Annotated in this window: 14 protein-coding genes, 2 tRNA genes and 3 rRNA genes; 15 read left to right on the forward strand and 4 right to left on the reverse strand. The window is 36.4% G+C overall.

Annotated elements, in window-relative coordinates; translation table 11 throughout:
- Positions 1 to 202: 202 nt before the first annotated feature.
- The 15 genes from CVULP_RS00240 (at position 203) to CVULP_RS00310 (ending at position 13,405) form a co-directional block, all read left to right on the forward strand.
- Positions 203 to 1,715 (forward strand): 16S ribosomal RNA (locus tag CVULP_RS00240).
- A gap of 112 nt (positions 1,716 to 1,827) precedes the next feature.
- A tRNA-Ala gene (locus CVULP_RS00245) sits at positions 1,828 to 1,903 on the forward strand.
- A 7-nt stretch (positions 1,904 to 1,910) separates the two neighbouring features.
- Positions 1,911 to 1,987, forward strand: a tRNA-Ile gene (locus CVULP_RS00250).
- A gap of 697 nt (positions 1,988 to 2,684) precedes the next feature.
- Positions 2,685 to 3,320, forward strand: coding sequence for a LysE/ArgO family amino acid transporter (locus tag CVULP_RS00255; protein WP_099462250.1), 636 nt, complete (start codon positions 2,685 to 2,687; stop codon positions 3,318 to 3,320).
- A 166-nt stretch (positions 3,321 to 3,486) separates the two neighbouring features.
- Positions 3,487 to 4,686 carry a methionine adenosyltransferase gene (metK, locus tag CVULP_RS00260; protein WP_099462252.1) on the forward strand — a complete coding sequence of 400 codons (1,200 nt, stop codon included), beginning with the start codon at positions 3,487 to 3,489 and terminating at the stop codon, positions 4,684 to 4,686.
- Between the two features lie 543 nt (positions 4,687 to 5,229).
- Positions 5,230 to 8,271 (forward strand): 23S ribosomal RNA (locus CVULP_RS00265).
- A gap of 339 nt (positions 8,272 to 8,610) precedes the next feature.
- A 5S ribosomal RNA gene (gene rrf, locus CVULP_RS00270) occupies positions 8,611 to 8,727 on the forward strand.
- Positions 8,728 to 9,818: 1,091 nt separating this feature from the next.
- Entirely contained in the window at positions 9,819 to 10,136 is a 318-nt protein-coding gene (locus CVULP_RS00275; protein WP_213315929.1) for a hypothetical protein, read from the forward strand.
- 177 nt (positions 10,137 to 10,313) lie between these two features.
- The gene (locus CVULP_RS00280) at positions 10,314 to 10,535 is read left to right on the forward strand and encodes a hypothetical protein (RefSeq protein ID WP_099507403.1); all 222 of its coding nucleotides are present in this window, start codon (positions 10,314 to 10,316) and stop codon (positions 10,533 to 10,535) included.
- 164 nt (positions 10,536 to 10,699) lie between these two features.
- The gene (locus CVULP_RS00285; protein ID WP_099507402.1) at positions 10,700 to 10,996 is read left to right on the forward strand and encodes a hypothetical protein; all 297 of its coding nucleotides are present in this window, start codon (positions 10,700 to 10,702) and stop codon (positions 10,994 to 10,996) included.
- A 30-nt stretch (positions 10,997 to 11,026) separates the two neighbouring features.
- A complete protein-coding gene (locus CVULP_RS00290; protein ID WP_265415672.1) occupies positions 11,027 to 11,197 on the forward strand; it encodes a hypothetical protein in 171 nt (56 codons plus the stop codon).
- 84 nt (positions 11,198 to 11,281) lie between these two features.
- The gene (locus CVULP_RS00295; RefSeq protein WP_257874354.1) at positions 11,282 to 11,404 is read left to right on the forward strand and encodes a hypothetical protein; all 123 of its coding nucleotides are present in this window, start codon (positions 11,282 to 11,284) and stop codon (positions 11,402 to 11,404) included.
- A 299-nt stretch (positions 11,405 to 11,703) separates the two neighbouring features.
- Positions 11,704 to 11,952, forward strand: a complete 249-nt coding sequence (locus tag CVULP_RS00300; protein WP_099507399.1) for an ATP-grasp domain-containing protein — start codon at positions 11,704 to 11,706, stop codon at positions 11,950 to 11,952.
- The gene (locus tag CVULP_RS00305) at positions 11,949 to 12,443 is read left to right on the forward strand and encodes an ATP-grasp domain-containing protein (protein WP_099507398.1); all 495 of its coding nucleotides are present in this window, start codon (positions 11,949 to 11,951) and stop codon (positions 12,441 to 12,443) included. The genes CVULP_RS00300 and CVULP_RS00305 overlap by 4 nt, the downstream gene beginning before the upstream one ends.
- 806 nt (positions 12,444 to 13,249) lie before the next feature.
- Complete coding sequence (locus CVULP_RS00310) at positions 13,250 to 13,405, forward strand: hypothetical protein (RefSeq protein ID WP_180753048.1); 156 nt, start codon at positions 13,250 to 13,252, stop codon at positions 13,403 to 13,405.
- Positions 13,406 to 13,538: 133 nt separating this feature from the next.
- On the opposite strand, the gene rpmA is transcribed toward CVULP_RS00310, so the two are convergent.
- From rpmA to CVULP_RS00330, 4 genes are all read right to left on the reverse strand, one after another.
- Positions 13,539 to 13,793, reverse strand: a complete 255-nt coding sequence (gene rpmA / locus CVULP_RS00315; protein WP_002800974.1) for a 50S ribosomal protein L27 — start codon at positions 13,791 to 13,793, stop codon at positions 13,539 to 13,541.
- A 9-nt stretch (positions 13,794 to 13,802) separates the two neighbouring features.
- Positions 13,803 to 14,111, reverse strand: a complete 309-nt coding sequence (gene rplU / locus CVULP_RS00320) for a 50S ribosomal protein L21 (RefSeq protein ID WP_099461301.1) — start codon at positions 14,109 to 14,111, stop codon at positions 13,803 to 13,805.
- Positions 14,112 to 14,217: 106 nt separating this feature from the next.
- Positions 14,218 to 15,420: a CsgG/HfaB family protein gene (locus CVULP_RS00325; RefSeq protein WP_099507396.1), complete on the reverse strand. Its 1,203-nt coding sequence runs from the start codon at positions 15,418 to 15,420 to the stop codon at positions 14,218 to 14,220.
- Between the two features lie 10 nt (positions 15,421 to 15,430).
- A complete protein-coding gene (locus CVULP_RS00330; RefSeq protein ID WP_099507395.1) occupies positions 15,431 to 16,759 on the reverse strand; it encodes a DUF6844 domain-containing protein in 1,329 nt (442 codons plus the stop codon).
- Positions 16,760 to 16,803 lie beyond the last annotated feature (44 nt).

The raw sequence follows: 16,803 nt of genomic DNA on the forward strand, positions 1-16,803 counted from the left end.
CAATCTTTGAAATCTAAATAAGTGACGATTGAGCCACACTTTATAAATAAAGTGAAATAAACATTAAAAGTTTTAGATTAAAACTTCATATGATTAAACTAAAGATACTAAGGGCAAACCTTAAGCATAGATGATTGTTTTAGGACAATCTTATCTTTAGTCTTACTTCTCTTAATGAGGCTTTGCCTATATTAAAGAAATTAATATGGAGAGTTTGATCCTGGCTCAGAGTGAACGCTGGCGGCGTGCCTAATACATGCAAGTCGAACGATGAAGCTTTTAGCTTGCTAGAAGTGGATTAGTGGCGCACGGGTGAGTAAGGTATAGTTAATCTGCCCTACACTGGGGGACAACACTTAGAAATGAGTGCTAATACCCCATACTCCTATTTAACATAAGTTAGATAGGGAAAGTTTTTCGGTGTAGGATGAGACTATATAGTATCAGCTAGTTGGTAAGGTAAAGGCTTACCAAGGCTATGACGCTTAACTGGTCTGAGAGGATGATCAGTCACACTGGAACTGAGACACGGTCCAGACTCCTACGGGAGGCAGCAGTAGGGAATATTGCGCAATGGGGGAAACCCTGACGCAGCAACGCCGCGTGGAGGATGACACTTTTCGGAGCGTAAACTCCTTTTCTTTGGGAAGAATTTTGACGGTACCAAAGGAATAAGCACCGGCTAACTCCGTGCCAGCAGCCGCGGTAATACGGAGGGTGCAAGCGTTACTCGGAATCACTGGGCGTAAAGGGCGCGTAGGCGGATTATCAAGTCTCTTGTGAAATCTAATGGCTTAACCATTAAACTGCTTGGGAAACTGATAGTCTAGAGTGAGGGAGAGGCAGATGGAATTGGTGGTGTAGGGGTAAAATCCGTAGATATCACCAAGAATACCCATTGCGAAGGCGATCTGCTGGAACTCAACTGACGCTAAGGCGCGAAAGCGTGGGGAGCAAACAGGATTAGATACCCTGGTAGTCCACGCCCTAAACGATGTATGCTAGTTGTTGGGGTGCTAGTCATCTCAGTAATGCAGCTAACGCATTAAGCATACCGCCTGGGGAGTACGGTCGCAAGATTAAAACTCAAAGGAATAGACGGGGACCCGCACAAGCGGTGGAGCATGTGGTTTAATTCGAAGATACGCGAAGAACCTTACCTAGGCTTGATATCCAACAAATTCTGTAGAGATACGGAAGTGCTAGCTTGCTAGAATGTTGAGACAGGTGCTGCACGGCTGTCGTCAGCTCGTGTCGTGAGATGTTGGGTTAAGTCCCGCAACGAGCGCAACCCTCGTCCTTAGTTGCTAACGATTCGGTCGAGCACTCTAAGGAGACTGCCTTCGTAAGGAGGAGGAAGGTGGGGACGACGTCAAGTCATCATGGCCCTTACGCCTAGGGCGACACACGTGCTACAATGGCATATACAATGAGACGCAATACCGCGAGGTGGAGCAAATCTATAAAATATGTCCCAGTTCGGATTGTTCTCTGCAACTCGAGAGCATGAAGCCGGAATCGCTAGTAATCGCAAATCAGCCATGTTGCGGTGAATACGTTCCCGGGTCTTGTACTCACCGCCCGTCACACCATGGGAGTTGATTTCACTCGAAGTGGAAATACTAAACTAGTTATCCCCCACAGTGGAATCAGCGACTGGGGTGAAGTCGTAACAAGGTAACCGTAGGAGAACCTGCGGTTGGATCACCTCCTTTCTAGAGTACAACTTTATCCTTTCGTTAGGATAGAGTATAAAAGTAGCTTTCTCACAAAGCTAACTTATTCAATTGTCCTTGTTTAGATTTTAAAGATTGATAAGCTAATTTTGGGGAATTAGCTCAGCTGGGAGAGCGCCTGCTTTGCACGCAGGAGGTCAGCGGTTCGATCCCGCTATTCTCCACCATTATAAAGGGCCTATAGCTCAGCTGGTTAGAGTGCACCCCTGATAAGGGTGAGGTCACAAGTTCAAGTCTTGTTAGGCCCACCATAAAGATTTGGATAAGATGTTGAGGGTAATCTGTTCTTTTTATTTTTCTTTGGTGTTTTTATCTTTAGTTGCTTTTATCATTTATTCTTTATTTTCTTTGCTGATTTGTTTTTTTGTATATTTAAATGCTATTCTAAATTTAGAATAGAGGAGTTTAAGGGATTAAAATAAGTCGATTTGCCTTTTTTAAAAGGATTTTTTCGTGGGTTTGAGTTTAGTTTGTGTCGCAAATGCAGTAGGGGTTGAGCGTAGGAGTGATAAGGATAGAATATTGATTGATATGAGTGAGATTTTGGTGTTGAAACACCATATAAAAGTGGTAAAGTTAATGGAATTAGAACCATACAAGCGAATGGGGAGTTTAGAATATTTAGTGTTACAATAACTTTTCTAATGGTATCAAAAACGGTAAAGAAGAGTTTTGCGATGAATTGATTGAATATAATGGGTGCTGAACCTAAAGCAATATTAACTATAAAGATAACAAACTTATTTTACCAAATGTGCTGATGAAAAAAGATCTCATCTTATGCGATTTTATGCAAGATTTTTGCTAAATTTATTAACATTATAAAGTAATTTTAAACAAGCCTTTTAAATTTAATTCTCATTTTAAAATATGTGTTATGATTGAAAACTTTATATGATGATATAAAAGATTTTCTCAAAAATGTGTGTAAATTTTTAGGACAGAACTATGGCAAGTGTATTTTTTAAGGGTTTTTTGCTTTCTTTATCCCTCATTGCAGCTATAGGGGCACAAAATGCTTTTATTTTAAAACAAGCTTTATCAAATCACTATATTTTCATTGTTTGTTCCATTTGTTTTTTGTGTGATGTGATTTTGATGAGTGTAGGTATTTTTGGCGTAGGAGAAATTTTTGCGAAAAATAAAATTTTAGCCCTTATTTTAGCCTTTTGCGGTGCGTGTTTTGCTCTATATTATGCTTTTTTATCCTTAAAAGCTATTTTTGTAAGTCCTATGAAAATACAATTAGCAAAAGAAAAGCTTCCTTCATTAAAAAAAGTGATAATTTTGACTCTACTTGTTACCCTTGCTAATCCCCATGTTTATTTGGACACTGTTTTTTTGGTAGGTAGTGCAGCTTTAAATTTTTCTTTTAATGAAAAAATTCTTTTTGCGTTAGGAGCTTTAAGCGCTTCGTTTTTATGGTTTTTTTCTTTGGGTTATGGGGCTAAATTTTTGAGTTTTTATATAGATCGAAAACCAAATATTATTAAAATAATTGATTTGTTTGTATGTTTTATAATGTGTGTGGTTGCGTATTCTTTAAGCTTGTATATTTTGGAAAATTTATCTCACATATCCTAAATAATGTGCAAATTTAATGCGTATATCAAATTTGAAGCTCGAACTTTTTATGGATATCTCGTCCGTGACTAAGATGCCTACTATATATAAGTTTAAAATGTAAGAATTGAGTTATTGTAACTTAAATTTTGTATAATGCCCTTTCATTTTTTACGAAAGGACTTTTATGTATCTATTCACTTCAGAAGTCGTAAGTGCAGGTCATCCTGACAAGTGTGCTGATATAATCGCTGATACAATAGTGGATATACTCTTGAAAAATGACAAAAATTCAAGAGTGGCGAGTGAGGTTTTTGTCGCAGGAAATAAGGTTGTGATAGGAGGCGAAGTTAAGTCAAATCACAAGCTTAGTAAGACTGATTACGATAATTTGGTCAAAGATGTTTTGAAAAAAATAGGCTATGATGGGGCTGGACATTTTAGCAAAGAGCAATGTTTGCACCCTGATGAAGTCGATGTTATGGTATTTTTAAACGAGCAAAGCCCAGACATTAATCAAGGGGTCGATCAAGAGGACGGCGAAACAGGTGCCGGAGATCAGGGCATAATGTTTGGCTTTGCAAGTTGTGAAGCAGAGGAGTATATGCCAGCGGCGATTAGTTATGCTAGAATGCTTTGCGATAAAGTTTATGCTTATGCTAAGGCTAATCCGCACGAGCTTGGAGTAGATATAAAAACGCAGGTTACTATTGATTATGGCACGAAAGCAAATTTTGAAAATTGTGCTCCGCAAAAAATTCATACCATAGTAGTTTCTGCTCCTTGTGTGGAAAGTATGAAAATAGAGGAATTGAGAGCTTTAGTGATGAAGCTTATTTTGGAAACAAAGTTACCTAAAGAGCTTTTTTGTCCTGAAACAACGAGAATTTTAATTAATCCAACGGGTAAATATGTCAATCACAGCTCCTTACACGATAGTGGCTTAACAGGACGCAAACTTATCGTAGATAGTTTTGGCGGCTACTCGCCTATAGGTGGGGGAGCGCAGTCTAGTAAAGACTACACTAAAGTTGATAGAAGCGGACTTTATGCGGCTAGATGGTTAGCTAAAAACATTGTTGCTGCAAAACTTGCAAAAAAATGTATAGTGCAATTAAGTTACGCTATAGGTGTGGCGAAGCCAACTTCTGTAAGTGTGGATTGCATGGGGACAAATTTGGGTAGTGTTGATGATAATAAATTAAGCGAATTTGTAATGGAAAATTTTGCACTAACTCCTAATTGGATTAGAGATAAATTTGCTCTTGATAAGCCAAGCGAAAGCACATTTTTATACGCTGATGTTGCCGCAAGAGGACAGGTAGGGCAGAAAGACTATCCTTGGGAAAAATTAGATGCTTTAGACAAATTTAAAAATTTATTTTAGAATATTAAGCCCCTTTGGGGGCTTAATATTTTTTCATAAAACTTCCCCACATTTCATCTTCCCTTAAGTTTCTTTATGTATAATTTCAACTTTCACTTTCTAAAAAAAAGTCTAAATAAATATTTTAACTCCTTTTAGAAAGGTGTTCTTTAACTTATCATTGTTAAGAGTCACAAGCAAGTTTTAATAAAAACAATTTTACTGAACTTGTTAAAGGATAGAAGAAATTCAAAGTTTAATACACGACTTTAGCTTCACATCATTGACTTTATTTTTCAATATGAAACTAAAGATTAAACACTTTCCGTCTTTATATAAATCATCAAAAATTTATATAGCTCTTTTATCATTAAACTTTAACAAGGAAGTGATGCGTTTTAGAATTAACACAATCAGTTGATTATGTTTAAAACCTGATTTAGTTTAATAAGAAGGAAGTTAGCCTTATCTACTTAGCTTAATTTTACATTAGGCTTGGCGGGGTAGGCCTTTAGTTTGCTTCTTAGTCAAGGCTTTGCCTTGACGCTAAAGAAGGTTGAAAAAAGGTAAGCTACTAAGAGCGAATGGTGGATGCCTTGACTGGTAGAGGCGATGAAGGACGTACTAGACTGCGATAAGCTAGGTGGAGCTGTCAAGAAGCTTTGATGCCTAGATTTCCGAATGGGGCAACCCAATGTATAGAGATATACATTACCATAATGGAGCGAACGAGGGGAATTGAAACATCTTAGTACCCTCAGGAAAAGAAATCAAAAGAGATTGCGTCAGTAGCGGCGAGCGAAAGCGTAAGAGGGCAAACCCAGTGCTTGCACTGGGGGTTGTAGGACTGCAATGTGCAAGAGGAAAGGTTAGCAGAACACTCTGGAAAGTGTAGCCATAGAGGGTGATAGTCCCGTATGCAAAAACCTAACCTTAGCTAGCAGTATCCTGAGTAGGGCGGGACACGAGAAATCCTGTCTGAAGCTGGGTAGACCACTATCCAACCCTAAATACTCCTACCAGATCGATAGCGAACAAGTACCGTGAGGGAAAGGTGAAAAGAACGGCGGTGAGCCGAGTGAAATAGAACCTGAAACCATTTGCTTACAATCATTCAGAGCCCTATGGAGCAATCCAGGGTGATGGACTGCCTTTTGCATAATGAGCCTGCGAGTTGTGGTGTCTGGCAAGGTTAAGCTAACGCGAAGCCGTAGCGAAAGCGAGTCTGAATAGGGCGCTAAGTCAGATGCTGCAGACCCGAAACGAAGTGATCTATCCATGAGCAGGTTGAAGCTAGTGTAAGAACTAGTGGAGGACCGAACCCGCTAGCGTTGAAAAGCTATGGGATGACTTGTGGATAGGGGTGAAAGGCCAATCAAACTTCGTGATAGCTGGTTCTCTCCGAAATATATTTAGGTATAGCGTTGTGTCGTAATATAAGGGGGTAGAGCACTGAATGGGCTAGGGCATACACCAATGTACCAAACCCTATCAAACTCCGAATACCTTATATGTAATCACAGCAGTCAGGCGGCGAGTGATAAAATCCGTCGTCAAGAGGGAAACAACCCAGACTAACAGCTAAGGTCCCCAAATCTTACTTAAGTGGAAAACGATGTGAAGTTACTTAAACAACCAGGAGGTTGGCTTAGAAGCAGCCATCCTTTAAAGAAAGCGTAATAGCTCACTGGTCTAGTGATTTTGCGCGGAAAATATAACGGGGCTAAAGTAAGTACCGAAGCTTTAGACTTGCACACAACTTAGATTATTTAAGTTTAGAATATAGAAACTAAGTTATATTTTTACTGATTTATATAGAGTAAGAATAGAAATAAACTTAGTGAATTTAGTCAAAATATTCTTAGATTAAAAGTTAAGTCATTTAAGTTGTGTGCAAGTGGTAGGAGAGCGTTCTATTTGCGTCGAAGGTATACCGACAAGGAGTGCTGGAGCGAATAGAAGTGAGCATGCAGGCATGAGTAGCGATAATTAATGTGAGAATCATTAACGCCGTAAACCCAAGGTTTCCTACGCGATGCTCGTCATCGTAGGGTTAGTCGGGTCCTAAGCTGAGTCCGAAAGGGGTAAGCGATGGCAAATAGGTTAATATTCCTATACCAACATTAGTGTGCGATGGAAGGACGCTTAGGGCTAAGGGGGCTAGCGGATGGAAGTGCTAGTCTAAGGTCGTAGGTGCTTACACAGGCAAATCCGTGTAAGAATACACCGAGAACTGAAAGGCTTTTCAAAGTCTTCGGACAGCGAGAAGAACCCCTGATGCCGTCGAGCCAAGAAAAGTTTCTAAGTTTAGCTAATGTTGCCCGTACCGTAAACCGACACAGGTGGGTGGGATGAGTATTCTAAGGCGCGTGGAAGAACTCTCTTTAAGGAACTCTGCAAAATAGCACCGTATCTTCGGTATAAGGTGTGCCTCCCTTTGTATTAGGATTTACTCCGAAAGCAAAGAAGGTTACAACAAAGAGTCCCTCCCGACTGTTTACCAAAAACACAGCACTCTGCTAACTCGTAAGAGGATGTATAGGGTGTGACGCCTGCCCGGTGCTCGAAGGTTAATTGATGGGGTTAGCATTAGCGAAGCTCTTGATCGAAGCCCGAGTAAACGGCGGCCGTAACTATAACGGTCCTAAGGTAGCGAAATTCCTTGTCGGTTAAATACCGACCTGCATGAATGGCGTAACGAGATGGGAGCTGTCTCAAAGAGGGATCCAGTGAAATTGTAGTGGAGGTGAAAATTCCTCCTACCCGCGGCAAGACGGAAAGACCCCGTGGACCTTTACTACAGCTTGACACTGCTATTTGGATAAGAATGTGCAGGATAGGTGGGAGGCTTTGAGTATATGACGCCAGTTGTATATGAGCCATTGTTGAGATACCACTCTTTCTTATTTGGGTAGCTAACCAGCTTGAGTTATCCTCAAGTGGGACAATGTCTGGTGGGTAGTTTGACTGGGGCGGTCGCCTCCCAAATAATAACGGAGGCTTACAAAGGTTGGCTCATAGCGGTTGGAAATCGCTAGTAGAGTATAAAGGTATAAGCCAGCTTAACTGCAAGACATACAAGTCAAGCAGAGACGAAAGTCGGTCTTAGTGATCCGGTGGTTCTGTGTGGAAGGGCCATCGCTCAAAGGATAAAAGGTACCCCGGGGATAACAGGCTGATCTCCCCCAAGAGCTCACATCGACGGGGAGGTTTGGCACCTCGATGTCGGCTCATCGCATCCTGGGGCTGGAGCAGGTCCCAAGGGTATGGCTGTTCGCCATTTAAAGCGGTACGCGAGCTGGGTTCAGAACGTCGTGAGACAGTTCGGTCCCTATCTGCCGTGGGCGTAAGAAGATTGAAGAGATTTGACCCTAGTACGAGAGGACCGGGTTGAACAAACCACTGGTGTAGCTGTTGTTCTGCCAAGAGCATCGCAGCGTAGCTAAGTTTGGAAAGGATAAACGCTGAAAGCATCTAAGCGTGAAGCCAACTCTAAGATGAATCTTCTCTAAGCTCTCTAGAAGACTACTAGTTTGATAGGCTGGGTGTGTAATGGATGAAAGTCCTTTAGCTGACCAGTACTAATAGAGCGTTTGGCTTATCTTAAAATATTTGTTATTCTTTTTTGCTTATGTGTCGTTAGAGTTCGCTCACATATTATCAATATGCTACGCTCACTCTGCCTAGCCTAAGACAAAAAATAAAAAACAAATAAGCATCACTTCCTTGTTAAGGTTTAACCTTAATATAAGTGTAAAAAGTTTGATTAAAACTTGCTCTTAACATTGTTTTTTAAGTGTTTTTAGTTCTAAACTAAAGATGAGATTTCATTAAGCTTTATTAGCAAGATATGATTTGATATATTTCATAGCTAGGAATTTATCCTAAATTAAGCTTATCTTTGAAAGTTTAAATAAAATATCCATAAAACATTTAAATAACAATGTCCGTGATTATACAGATGTGGAAACGCCTTGCTCCATCCCGAACCAAGAAGCTAAGCACATCGTGGGTGATGATACTACGCCTTACTGGCAGGGGGAAAGTAGCTCATTGCGGACTTGTTAGTTTCTACAAACTTCCTTTCAAGCCAAGTTATACAATAAACAAATGCCGATATTTTAAGCACTTTTTGTTTGAATGCTCCTTAATTAGTTTTAATGAATTAAAATGACACAAAATTAAATTTTTTAGCACAGGTAAAATAATTTGCAAAATAAAACGACATTAAATGCCACATAACTCATTTGCTAATTTTTCTAAGTATCGATTTAAAATGATGAAAATTGATGAATTTGGAATTATTATTATCTTATATTTGACTACTTTGCATAATATAAATGAGCTATTAAAAAGCTCTTTTTTTAAGCCTATTATTTTTTATTATAATGTCTTCTTGCCGTTGAATTCTTTATGAAAGCCTTAATAAGAACTTAGTTTTTATTGCTTTAAGTTTTTTTAAACTCTCTTAAAAAACCTTATAAAGTCGTATTAAAAAATTTTTGTTTGATTTTTGAAATTTGATTGTTGAAAATTTAGTGTCAAAAAGTTGAAACTAAGTTTTTAATGTTTAATTGCTGTGAGGGTTTGGTTAAAATTCTCTTTTATAAGGAAAATTAAGAAATCTAAATCAAATTTTTTTAGCCTTTAATACTCAAAAATGATATAAAAAAGCTAAATGGTTTAGAGTATTCTTTTTTTCTTGACGAGCTTTTTGAGGATTAAATTTTTAAGCATACTTGTAAAACGATTTAAGTTGTGGAAAATTGTAACAAATTAGATTATATTTTTTATTTCTGTAAAAAATAATTGTATGATTTAAAAATAGAATGTAGAATTTTTAAAATATGATTGTGGAGTTGTGATGAAAAATTTAGAAAATATACTTCTTGAAAAGTGCTTAGAGGATATATTTTTTTATGAGTAAAAATAGGGTTTTTGACTTATTTGACCCTATGAATGATGAGATGCCAAGAAGTATTTTGCGGATTTATCTTATTGAAATTTTACTTTCTATAGAGAGAAATCAATTAGTGAAAAATCAAAAGATATTTAAATTACATTATTTTAAATGATAAATTGGGTGAATGTATTTTAGATGAGATTTATAGGATTATTCTTGAGAAAAATATTTAGAGGCAAGAGAGGTGATTTTGCAATATCTTAATAAAAATCCTAAAGATGTTTATTTGTTTTATGTATGTCATATGATAGAATTTAATTTTGGACTCAAAAGTTTTATGCTTGAAACACTCAATGTTATGAAAGTTAATTTTGCGGATAAATTTTATTCTTATTATGAGGGTATAAAGGCTTTTATACTTAATGAAAATTGCATTTGCAATCAGTCTTTTTCATCAGCAAAATACACATTAAAAAATAATCGAAAGAATATTTATGCTTTTCACGCTTTATGCCATTATTATGATGCAAAAAAATTAATGCAAAATATGTATGTGATTTATGGATAAATAATTATTCGATGAGATTGCATTAACTTGACATTATGCCTTGTTTTTATTTTGCACTCACAATTTAGAAGATATGGAAAAAATTTATCGATTTTTGAGAATAAAAAATGATGAAGGGTTGCAGGATTTAGATGCTAGCTTTTTAGCCTTTAGGTTAAAATTTTATATGATGTAGATTTGATAGAGCTTGATGTAGGGGCATTATTTAAAAGTTGGAATTGTTTTGGGGAATTGAGATTTTACTTTTTTAATGATTTTCACGCATCTTTAGTTTTTGTTTTGGCTGATAAGATGGAATTAATAGATGTTTTAATTAAAAAGACTCGCTCGAGTTTGCCTTTTGGTTTTTATAAAGAAAAAATAAAACTTTTAAAAGCTGTTAAATATTTTTATCTGTGATGAAGTGTTGCAAATGCTTGATAGGGGTATTGATTATACTTTTATAGGAGAAAGTAAGGCATAACGCAACATTATTTATGAAATGTTTGAAAGGGCAAAATTAAAGGAAAATAATGGAAAAATTCGTTTATTAGATCTTTAAAAAAGAGGGTGGATTAGAGAATTTGGCATTAAAATTAGGATACAATCATACAAATATACTTGATAAAATAGAGCTTTTTGAGCTATCAGATCCTATTATTTTATACGCACAAGATGCAGAATTTGACGATTATGAAAATTTTGATAAAAATGAAATTAATTTTGCATTTAAACAAGAAATTATCATTATAAATGCTAAATTTTGCCTCATTGCAAAAAAAGATTCTAAGGTTTGCGTGCAAGTATTTTATAAAAAACAATTTAATAAAATAAATCATACGCAGTTTTTAAGGAAATTAAAGAATTTATCTCTTATTTAAATCCTTACCATCTAGCTTATGAAAAGCGTTATGAAAAAATTTATCAAAATGAGGCTAACATTTGGGAAAGCAACTTTAGCTAATGAATCTTTAATTGCAATTCATAGACAATTTAAAAGCTATTTTAGAGATAAAAAAGTTATTGATTTGGGTTGTGGGGATAGTATATTTTTAAAAAAGAATGGCGTTCATGTCACATAGGTGTGGATATATCTTGCTCTGTTTTAACAAAGGCTAGAGAGCTTTCTAAGGCTCAAAATTTAGACATCGATTTTATAGAGGCAAATGTTCTTTTTAAATGTTTTTGAAGATGAGTATTTTAATACGGCTATTAATATGGGTTGTTTGCATATGATAGTTAATGAGCAAGAGAGAAAAAGCACATTTTTAATGTGCATAGAATTTTAAAAAAGGGAGGAATTTTTATCATCGATCATTGTCAAAGAAATTGGGGAAAAGGATTTTTTTCTTTGCCCCCTCATTTGTATGATAAAAATCAAATGGTTGTTGGAAATATCATAAAGCGGCATATTGGAGCAAAAGATGGAGATAAATTGATAGATTTGGAAGTTATTCCTTATTTGGAAAGAGAAAAGCGAAGCTAATTGAGAAAATTTCTTCTTTTGGTTTTAAGGTGGAGCATTCGTTAAATACCGATACTGAGGCGTTTGGAGACTCTACATTCATTATTTTAAAAAGGATTAAAAATGAAACTCAAATTTGGGGAATTTAAACTTCCAAATGCTAAATTCTTTTTGCTCCAAGATGAAAGCGAGCTAAAATTTGCCATTGCTAAAATAGGCTTTCCCTTAATCATTAAGTCTTATGATTTTGGTGGAAGTGGGGGCGTTTTTCTAGCCTTTAATGAGGCAGAGGCGATAAAGGGCTTAAAGGAGGCAAAAGAACTCATCGCTAAACATAAAGAAAATTTAAAATCCAAGGCGATAAGTATTTGATAGAGGAATATCTAGCCTCTAAAGAGGAGATTTCTGTTGAAGTGCTTTACGGAAAGAATTTTTATAAAACCTTATGCGTGAGTGAAAAATATCTTTTCAATGAGCCTTATTTTAGCAAAATGACACATTTAGTGCCAAGCCATAGGCTTAAAGACAATGCCTTAAACGACCTAGTACATAGAGCTTGTAAGGCTTTAGGCATTGATATGGGTATTGCACATGTGGAGATTAAGATTAAGAATGGAAATTTTTATCTCATAGAGGTGGGCACTAGAACAGGAGGAGATGGGATAATGGACCAGATAGAAAACGCTTTTGACTTCAATCTTTATCATTTACACATTGCCTCTTATTTGGGTGCTAATTTAGAACATTACGAAGTTCCAGAAGCAAAAAGAACCACAAGCATAGCCTTTTTAAAGGCTAAAATAGGCACAATCAAAAGGATTCATCTGCCTCAAAAACTCCCCTCAAGAATTCACCAGCCTTAAAATCACAGCAAATATTGGAGATAAAAGCGTAGAGGCGAAGGACTGGAGTACGAGAGAGGAGGTTGTGGAATTGATTTGGGGCAATCATTTCTTTAAAGAAAAGACAACCTTACCTATCGACTTGGCAAATGCTTTGAGTGAACAGATTTTCGAGCTTGAATGATGTATGTTTATATCTTACTTTCAGGGCTTTACTCCTTAAGTTGCGAGGCTTTAATCCTTGCGATTCACTAGCTTATGGCGACGAAAAATTACTCCTTTTCTTACCTAACGATTTTAGTTGCCTTGACTTTTTTACCCGCTATCTTAGTGCCTTTATCTTACAAAAATAAAACCATGAGTGGCTCAAAACTCACAGCTTATGCACTTTTTGTTTCTTTTTCGACCACTTTGCTCTTATTTTTTACGCAACATCAACTTTTAATCCTTGCCTTAATACTACACTTTGGCTCTTCTTTTTTATTATGGAGTCAAGTTGGGAGGCGTGGTTTCCAGTCTTAGCAAAGACTCATACTAAGGAAAAAATTCTTAAATTGAGCTTCTTATCGATGGGTGCGAATCAAGCAAGTTTAATGCTAGGACCCATTATTGCCACTTTAATTTTAAAGATAAGCCCCAAATGATTATTTTAATAAGCTCTTTGCTTTTCTTATTTGTCTTTTTTATGGTGTTTTTTACCTCACAAAAGCGAGTGAATTAAAAGAGGAAACTTACACAAATGAAAAAAAATAAAAACTTCTAGCATGATCCACCTAGCCCTCTTTAACTTTATGCTCTCTGTGCAAATTACCTTTGAAAAGGGCGATATGACAGAGTTTGGGATTTTAGATGCGACGATGGGTTTGAGTATGATATTCTCAAGCCTTTTGCTTTCTAAAAAGGCATTATATAAGCTTTTCATACTCTATAAACTTAATGTTATCTTACTTATCTTTGCCATTTTGCTTTGGGGATTTTGGTAGGATTTTATCTTTAAAATCTTTTTATTGGGCTTTAAAAATGGGTTTTAAATAGATTGTTTTACTTCGCATACAAAGAGGATACGCGGTGCATTTGAAAATTTACGAGGAAAAGATGAGGACATCTTCCTCATCTTTACGCAGGATAAACGGAGACTTTTTTTCTATCTTTATCTTTTCTTTCAAATTTGACAAAGCCATCAATTAAAGCGAAAATGGTATGATCTTTACCCATTCCCACATTGTTTCCAGCGTGAGTTGCTGTGCCTCTTTGGCGGATGATGATATTTCCTGCACGGACAAATTCGCCACCAAATTTTTTCACACCCAAACGGCGACCTATGGAATCGCGGTTATTTTGCGTTGAGCCTTGACCTTTCTTGTGTGCCATTTTTACTCCTTAAGCTTTGATTTCTTTAACTTTGACGCGTGTGAAAGACCTTCTAAAACCTTTTTTTAGTTTAGAATCTTTTCTGCGTCTTTTTTTATAAATTACGACCTTTTTGTCTCTGCCGTGATTAATCACTTCTAAAACAACCTTTGCGCCTGCTACAAAAGGCGCACCTACCTTTAATTCCTTATCATTGATCGCAAGCACTTCACTTACCTCAATGCTAGATTTCTCTTCAGCTTCAAAGCGGTCTAATTTAAGCTCATCGCCTACGCTAAGCTTATACTGCTTTCCGCTGTGTTTGATAATAGCATACATTGCTCTTTCCTTTAAATGGTAGTCCTACAAAGCACCAAAAATTTGGATTTAAAAGCTCTAGTAGTTATAAAAGGGCTTATTATATAAAAATTAGCTTTAAATTTTATTAAAAACCAAGATTTACACCGCCGCCTTCCTCTACTTTGTAATTTGCATCACGTCCTATTGTATAGCCATTTCCACTTTCATTATGATTTAAGGGACGACATATATCGCCCACCTTAACACTACCTTCTGTGATTTTTGCGTAAGAGAGTTTGGGCGTGGAGCGTGTTACTTCTATGCTACCACTTTTTGTTTCTATTCTGCCTGTTGTTTCTTTTGTGTAAGAGTCTTTTATAACTTTACCAAGAGAAAAGCACTCATAAACATCACCTCGATTTAAAATTTGTGAAAAAATAACCTCATTACTTTCTACACTGACGACCTTTAAGGGATAAATAGCGTTTAAAATATCATTTGAAATTCGGTTAGCAATTTGACTTAAAATCTGCTCATTTGCACTCAAACTATTATCTTTAGGGCTAACTTTCATTGAAAGTGTGTTGGCAAATTTAATTTGTCTTGTTGCAAATAAAAGCACACGATAATCTATCACAACCTCAGCTTCTATTTTACTTTTTCCTGTCAAATTACTTGTTTTTTGCTTCCCATCAAGTGCAGAAATTGAAAAAAGCAAGATGTAATCCGTCCCTAGCACATTTTTAAGCTTGTAAATTTCATCTTTTGCCGCATTGCCGCTTTGAATTAAAGCTTTTTCCATTTCATAGTAGCCATTTGAATCTCTATCTAAGACATTAAATTTCCTACTTTGAAGTAAATTTGTGATGATTTTTTGCTCTAAGGCAGCACCAATTCCTCTTTTTGTGGGGTCTGGTGTGGAGTCAAAGACGCTGATGCTTCTACGATTATCCGCACTAAGTCCAGGTGCTTTATACTTCTTAGTTGTTGTAGTTTTGAAAATTGTAACATTAGCCATATATTTGCCATTTTCATCTTGTTCGACACTATTGATCTCATAGCTATCCACTCTGCCCTTAGTCGCTTTTGAAATTTGCTCACTATAATGATCTTGTATAGTCGTATCTAAGCCATTTGAAAAAACGCTTGAGTTAGACTTTCTAAGGGAATTTATATTAACTCCGCCCATTTTACCGACCGCTTCAATAATGGCATTATTAATCGCCTCTTCTCTTGTCAAGCCCACCCCCTCACCTGTGCTTGATTGAGTGCTAGTTGAAGTTATTACTTTTGCATTAAGGCTTAGACTTAAAAATAAGCTTAAGAAAAAAATTTGAATAATTTTCATTGCTTACTCCTTAAAAATCGTCTATGTTATTGACAATATTAGAGCTTCTTTGCACCTTTTCTCCGCTTGATTTAGAAGTTGTGCCTTGAGAATTTGGCTTTTGATGAAGCATTTCGTTGGTATTTTTAAGATTAGCAAAAGAATAAACTCTCACAACGCCAGTATGCTCCACGCCATTTTCAGCGGTGAAACTCCAGCGTTTTAAAGTGCGAATTCCGCGAATTTTACCACTTGATTTAGTTTTGACTTGTTGATTGATTTTATCAATCACATTTGCCATTGTGCTTTCTATTTCCTCCGTGCTACCATCATTAACGCTAACGCTTTGTTTAATGCTTTGCTCAAAGTTATCTCCCGTAGTTTGCTCATCTTTTAAGCTTACATTAAGATTTATAAATTCAATAATCGCCGCATTAGCTTGATTTAACGCACTTTCTTTAGAGGCGTTCTCTAAGCGATTTGTAATTCTTGCATCGCTTGCATTTGGCACGAAGCCCCAATGCCCATAGCTTAAAATCACAGGCACACCATTTTCATCATAAACAAGGCGAATTCCATATTCATTGGCAAAGCCTGCATTTTCTTTAGGCAAATATTCCATTATATTTTTGCCTTTACCTTTAATGAGGCTTTCTCTACCAAGTGCCATATCGCGGGCGATTTGACGCGTTTTATTGGAGATGACAGCTACAACACCTATGCGGTAAGCACCATTTTTATGTGTTATGATACTTTGCACAGGGACTAAGCCACTCATTTGTCCCGCTGCATTTATTATGATTTTAGTGATAAATTCATCTTTAAGCAATGTTTTCTTACGCTCTTCACTCAATCCCTCAACGCCAACACCTAAATCTTTCAACGCAGCATCAAGTTTTGCACCCACTAATTGCGTCAATTTGCCAAAAATTTGCTCCATAGTCCCGCCCTTAGGAAGTTCTTCAAATTCTTTTGCATTGGTAGAATTGTCCGCATAGTATTTTGAAATTCTTTCTGTCGCACTTCTACCAAAGGCATCTTTTATAAAATTTCTTTGTAAATTTAAAATTGCCCTTTGATAAGCTACTGATAAAGCTTTAGCAAATTCAGGGTCATTTTCTTTCAGCAAAACTTCCGCTTCTCCTGTATAAAAGGTCTTTCCGTCCTTTGTTTGAGAATATTCTATATTATATTTTTGTGCAAATTCATCAAAAAAATCATCTAAGCTTTGAGGGCTAATATCTTTTTGGTTAGCGTCTGAAAGCTCATTTTGTAAATTAATATCATTTTGTGAAATTTCTATGGGTTTTGCGTATAAAAAACCTACGAGAATTAAAGAGTTAATTAATATTTTTTTCATTTTTGTCCTTTGAGTTTATCAAAAGTCTAAGCTTCATCGAAACT

Source organism: Campylobacter vulpis (assembly GCF_014217995.1).
Classification (GTDB): Bacteria; Campylobacterota; Campylobacteria; order Campylobacterales; family Campylobacteraceae; genus Campylobacter_D; species Campylobacter_D vulpis.

Excerpts from the sequence above, each read along its gene's own strand:
- metK (WP_099462252.1), top strand. The coding sequence starts at position 3,487 with ATGTATCTATTCACTTCAGAAGTCGTAAGTGCAGGTCATCCTGACAAG.
- CVULP_RS00255 (WP_099462250.1), top strand. The coding sequence starts at position 2,685 with ATGGCAAGTGTATTTTTTAAGGGTTTTTTGCTTTCTTTATCCCTCATT.
- rpmA (WP_002800974.1), bottom strand. The coding sequence starts at position 13,793 with ATGGCACACAAGAAAGGTCAAGGCTCAACGCAAAATAACCGCGATTCC.
- rplU (WP_099461301.1), bottom strand. The coding sequence starts at position 14,111 with ATGTATGCTATTATCAAACACAGCGGAAAGCAGTATAAGCTTAGCGTA.
- CVULP_RS00330 (WP_099507395.1), bottom strand. The coding sequence starts at position 16,759 with ATGAAAAAAATATTAATTAACTCTTTAATTCTCGTAGGTTTTTTATAC.
- CVULP_RS00310 (WP_180753048.1), top strand. The coding sequence starts at position 13,250 with ATGACAGAGTTTGGGATTTTAGATGCGACGATGGGTTTGAGTATGATA.
- CVULP_RS00295 (WP_257874354.1), top strand. The coding sequence starts at position 11,282 with ATGTTCTTTTTAAATGTTTTTGAAGATGAGTATTTTAATACGGCTATT.
- CVULP_RS00300 (WP_099507399.1), top strand. The coding sequence starts at position 11,704 with ATGAAACTCAAATTTGGGGAATTTAAACTTCCAAATGCTAAATTCTTT.
- CVULP_RS00325 (WP_099507396.1), bottom strand. The coding sequence starts at position 15,420 with ATGAAAATTATTCAAATTTTTTTCTTAAGCTTATTTTTAAGTCTAAGC.
- CVULP_RS00290 (WP_265415672.1), top strand. The coding sequence starts at position 11,027 with ATGAAAAAATTTATCAAAATGAGGCTAACATTTGGGAAAGCAACTTTA.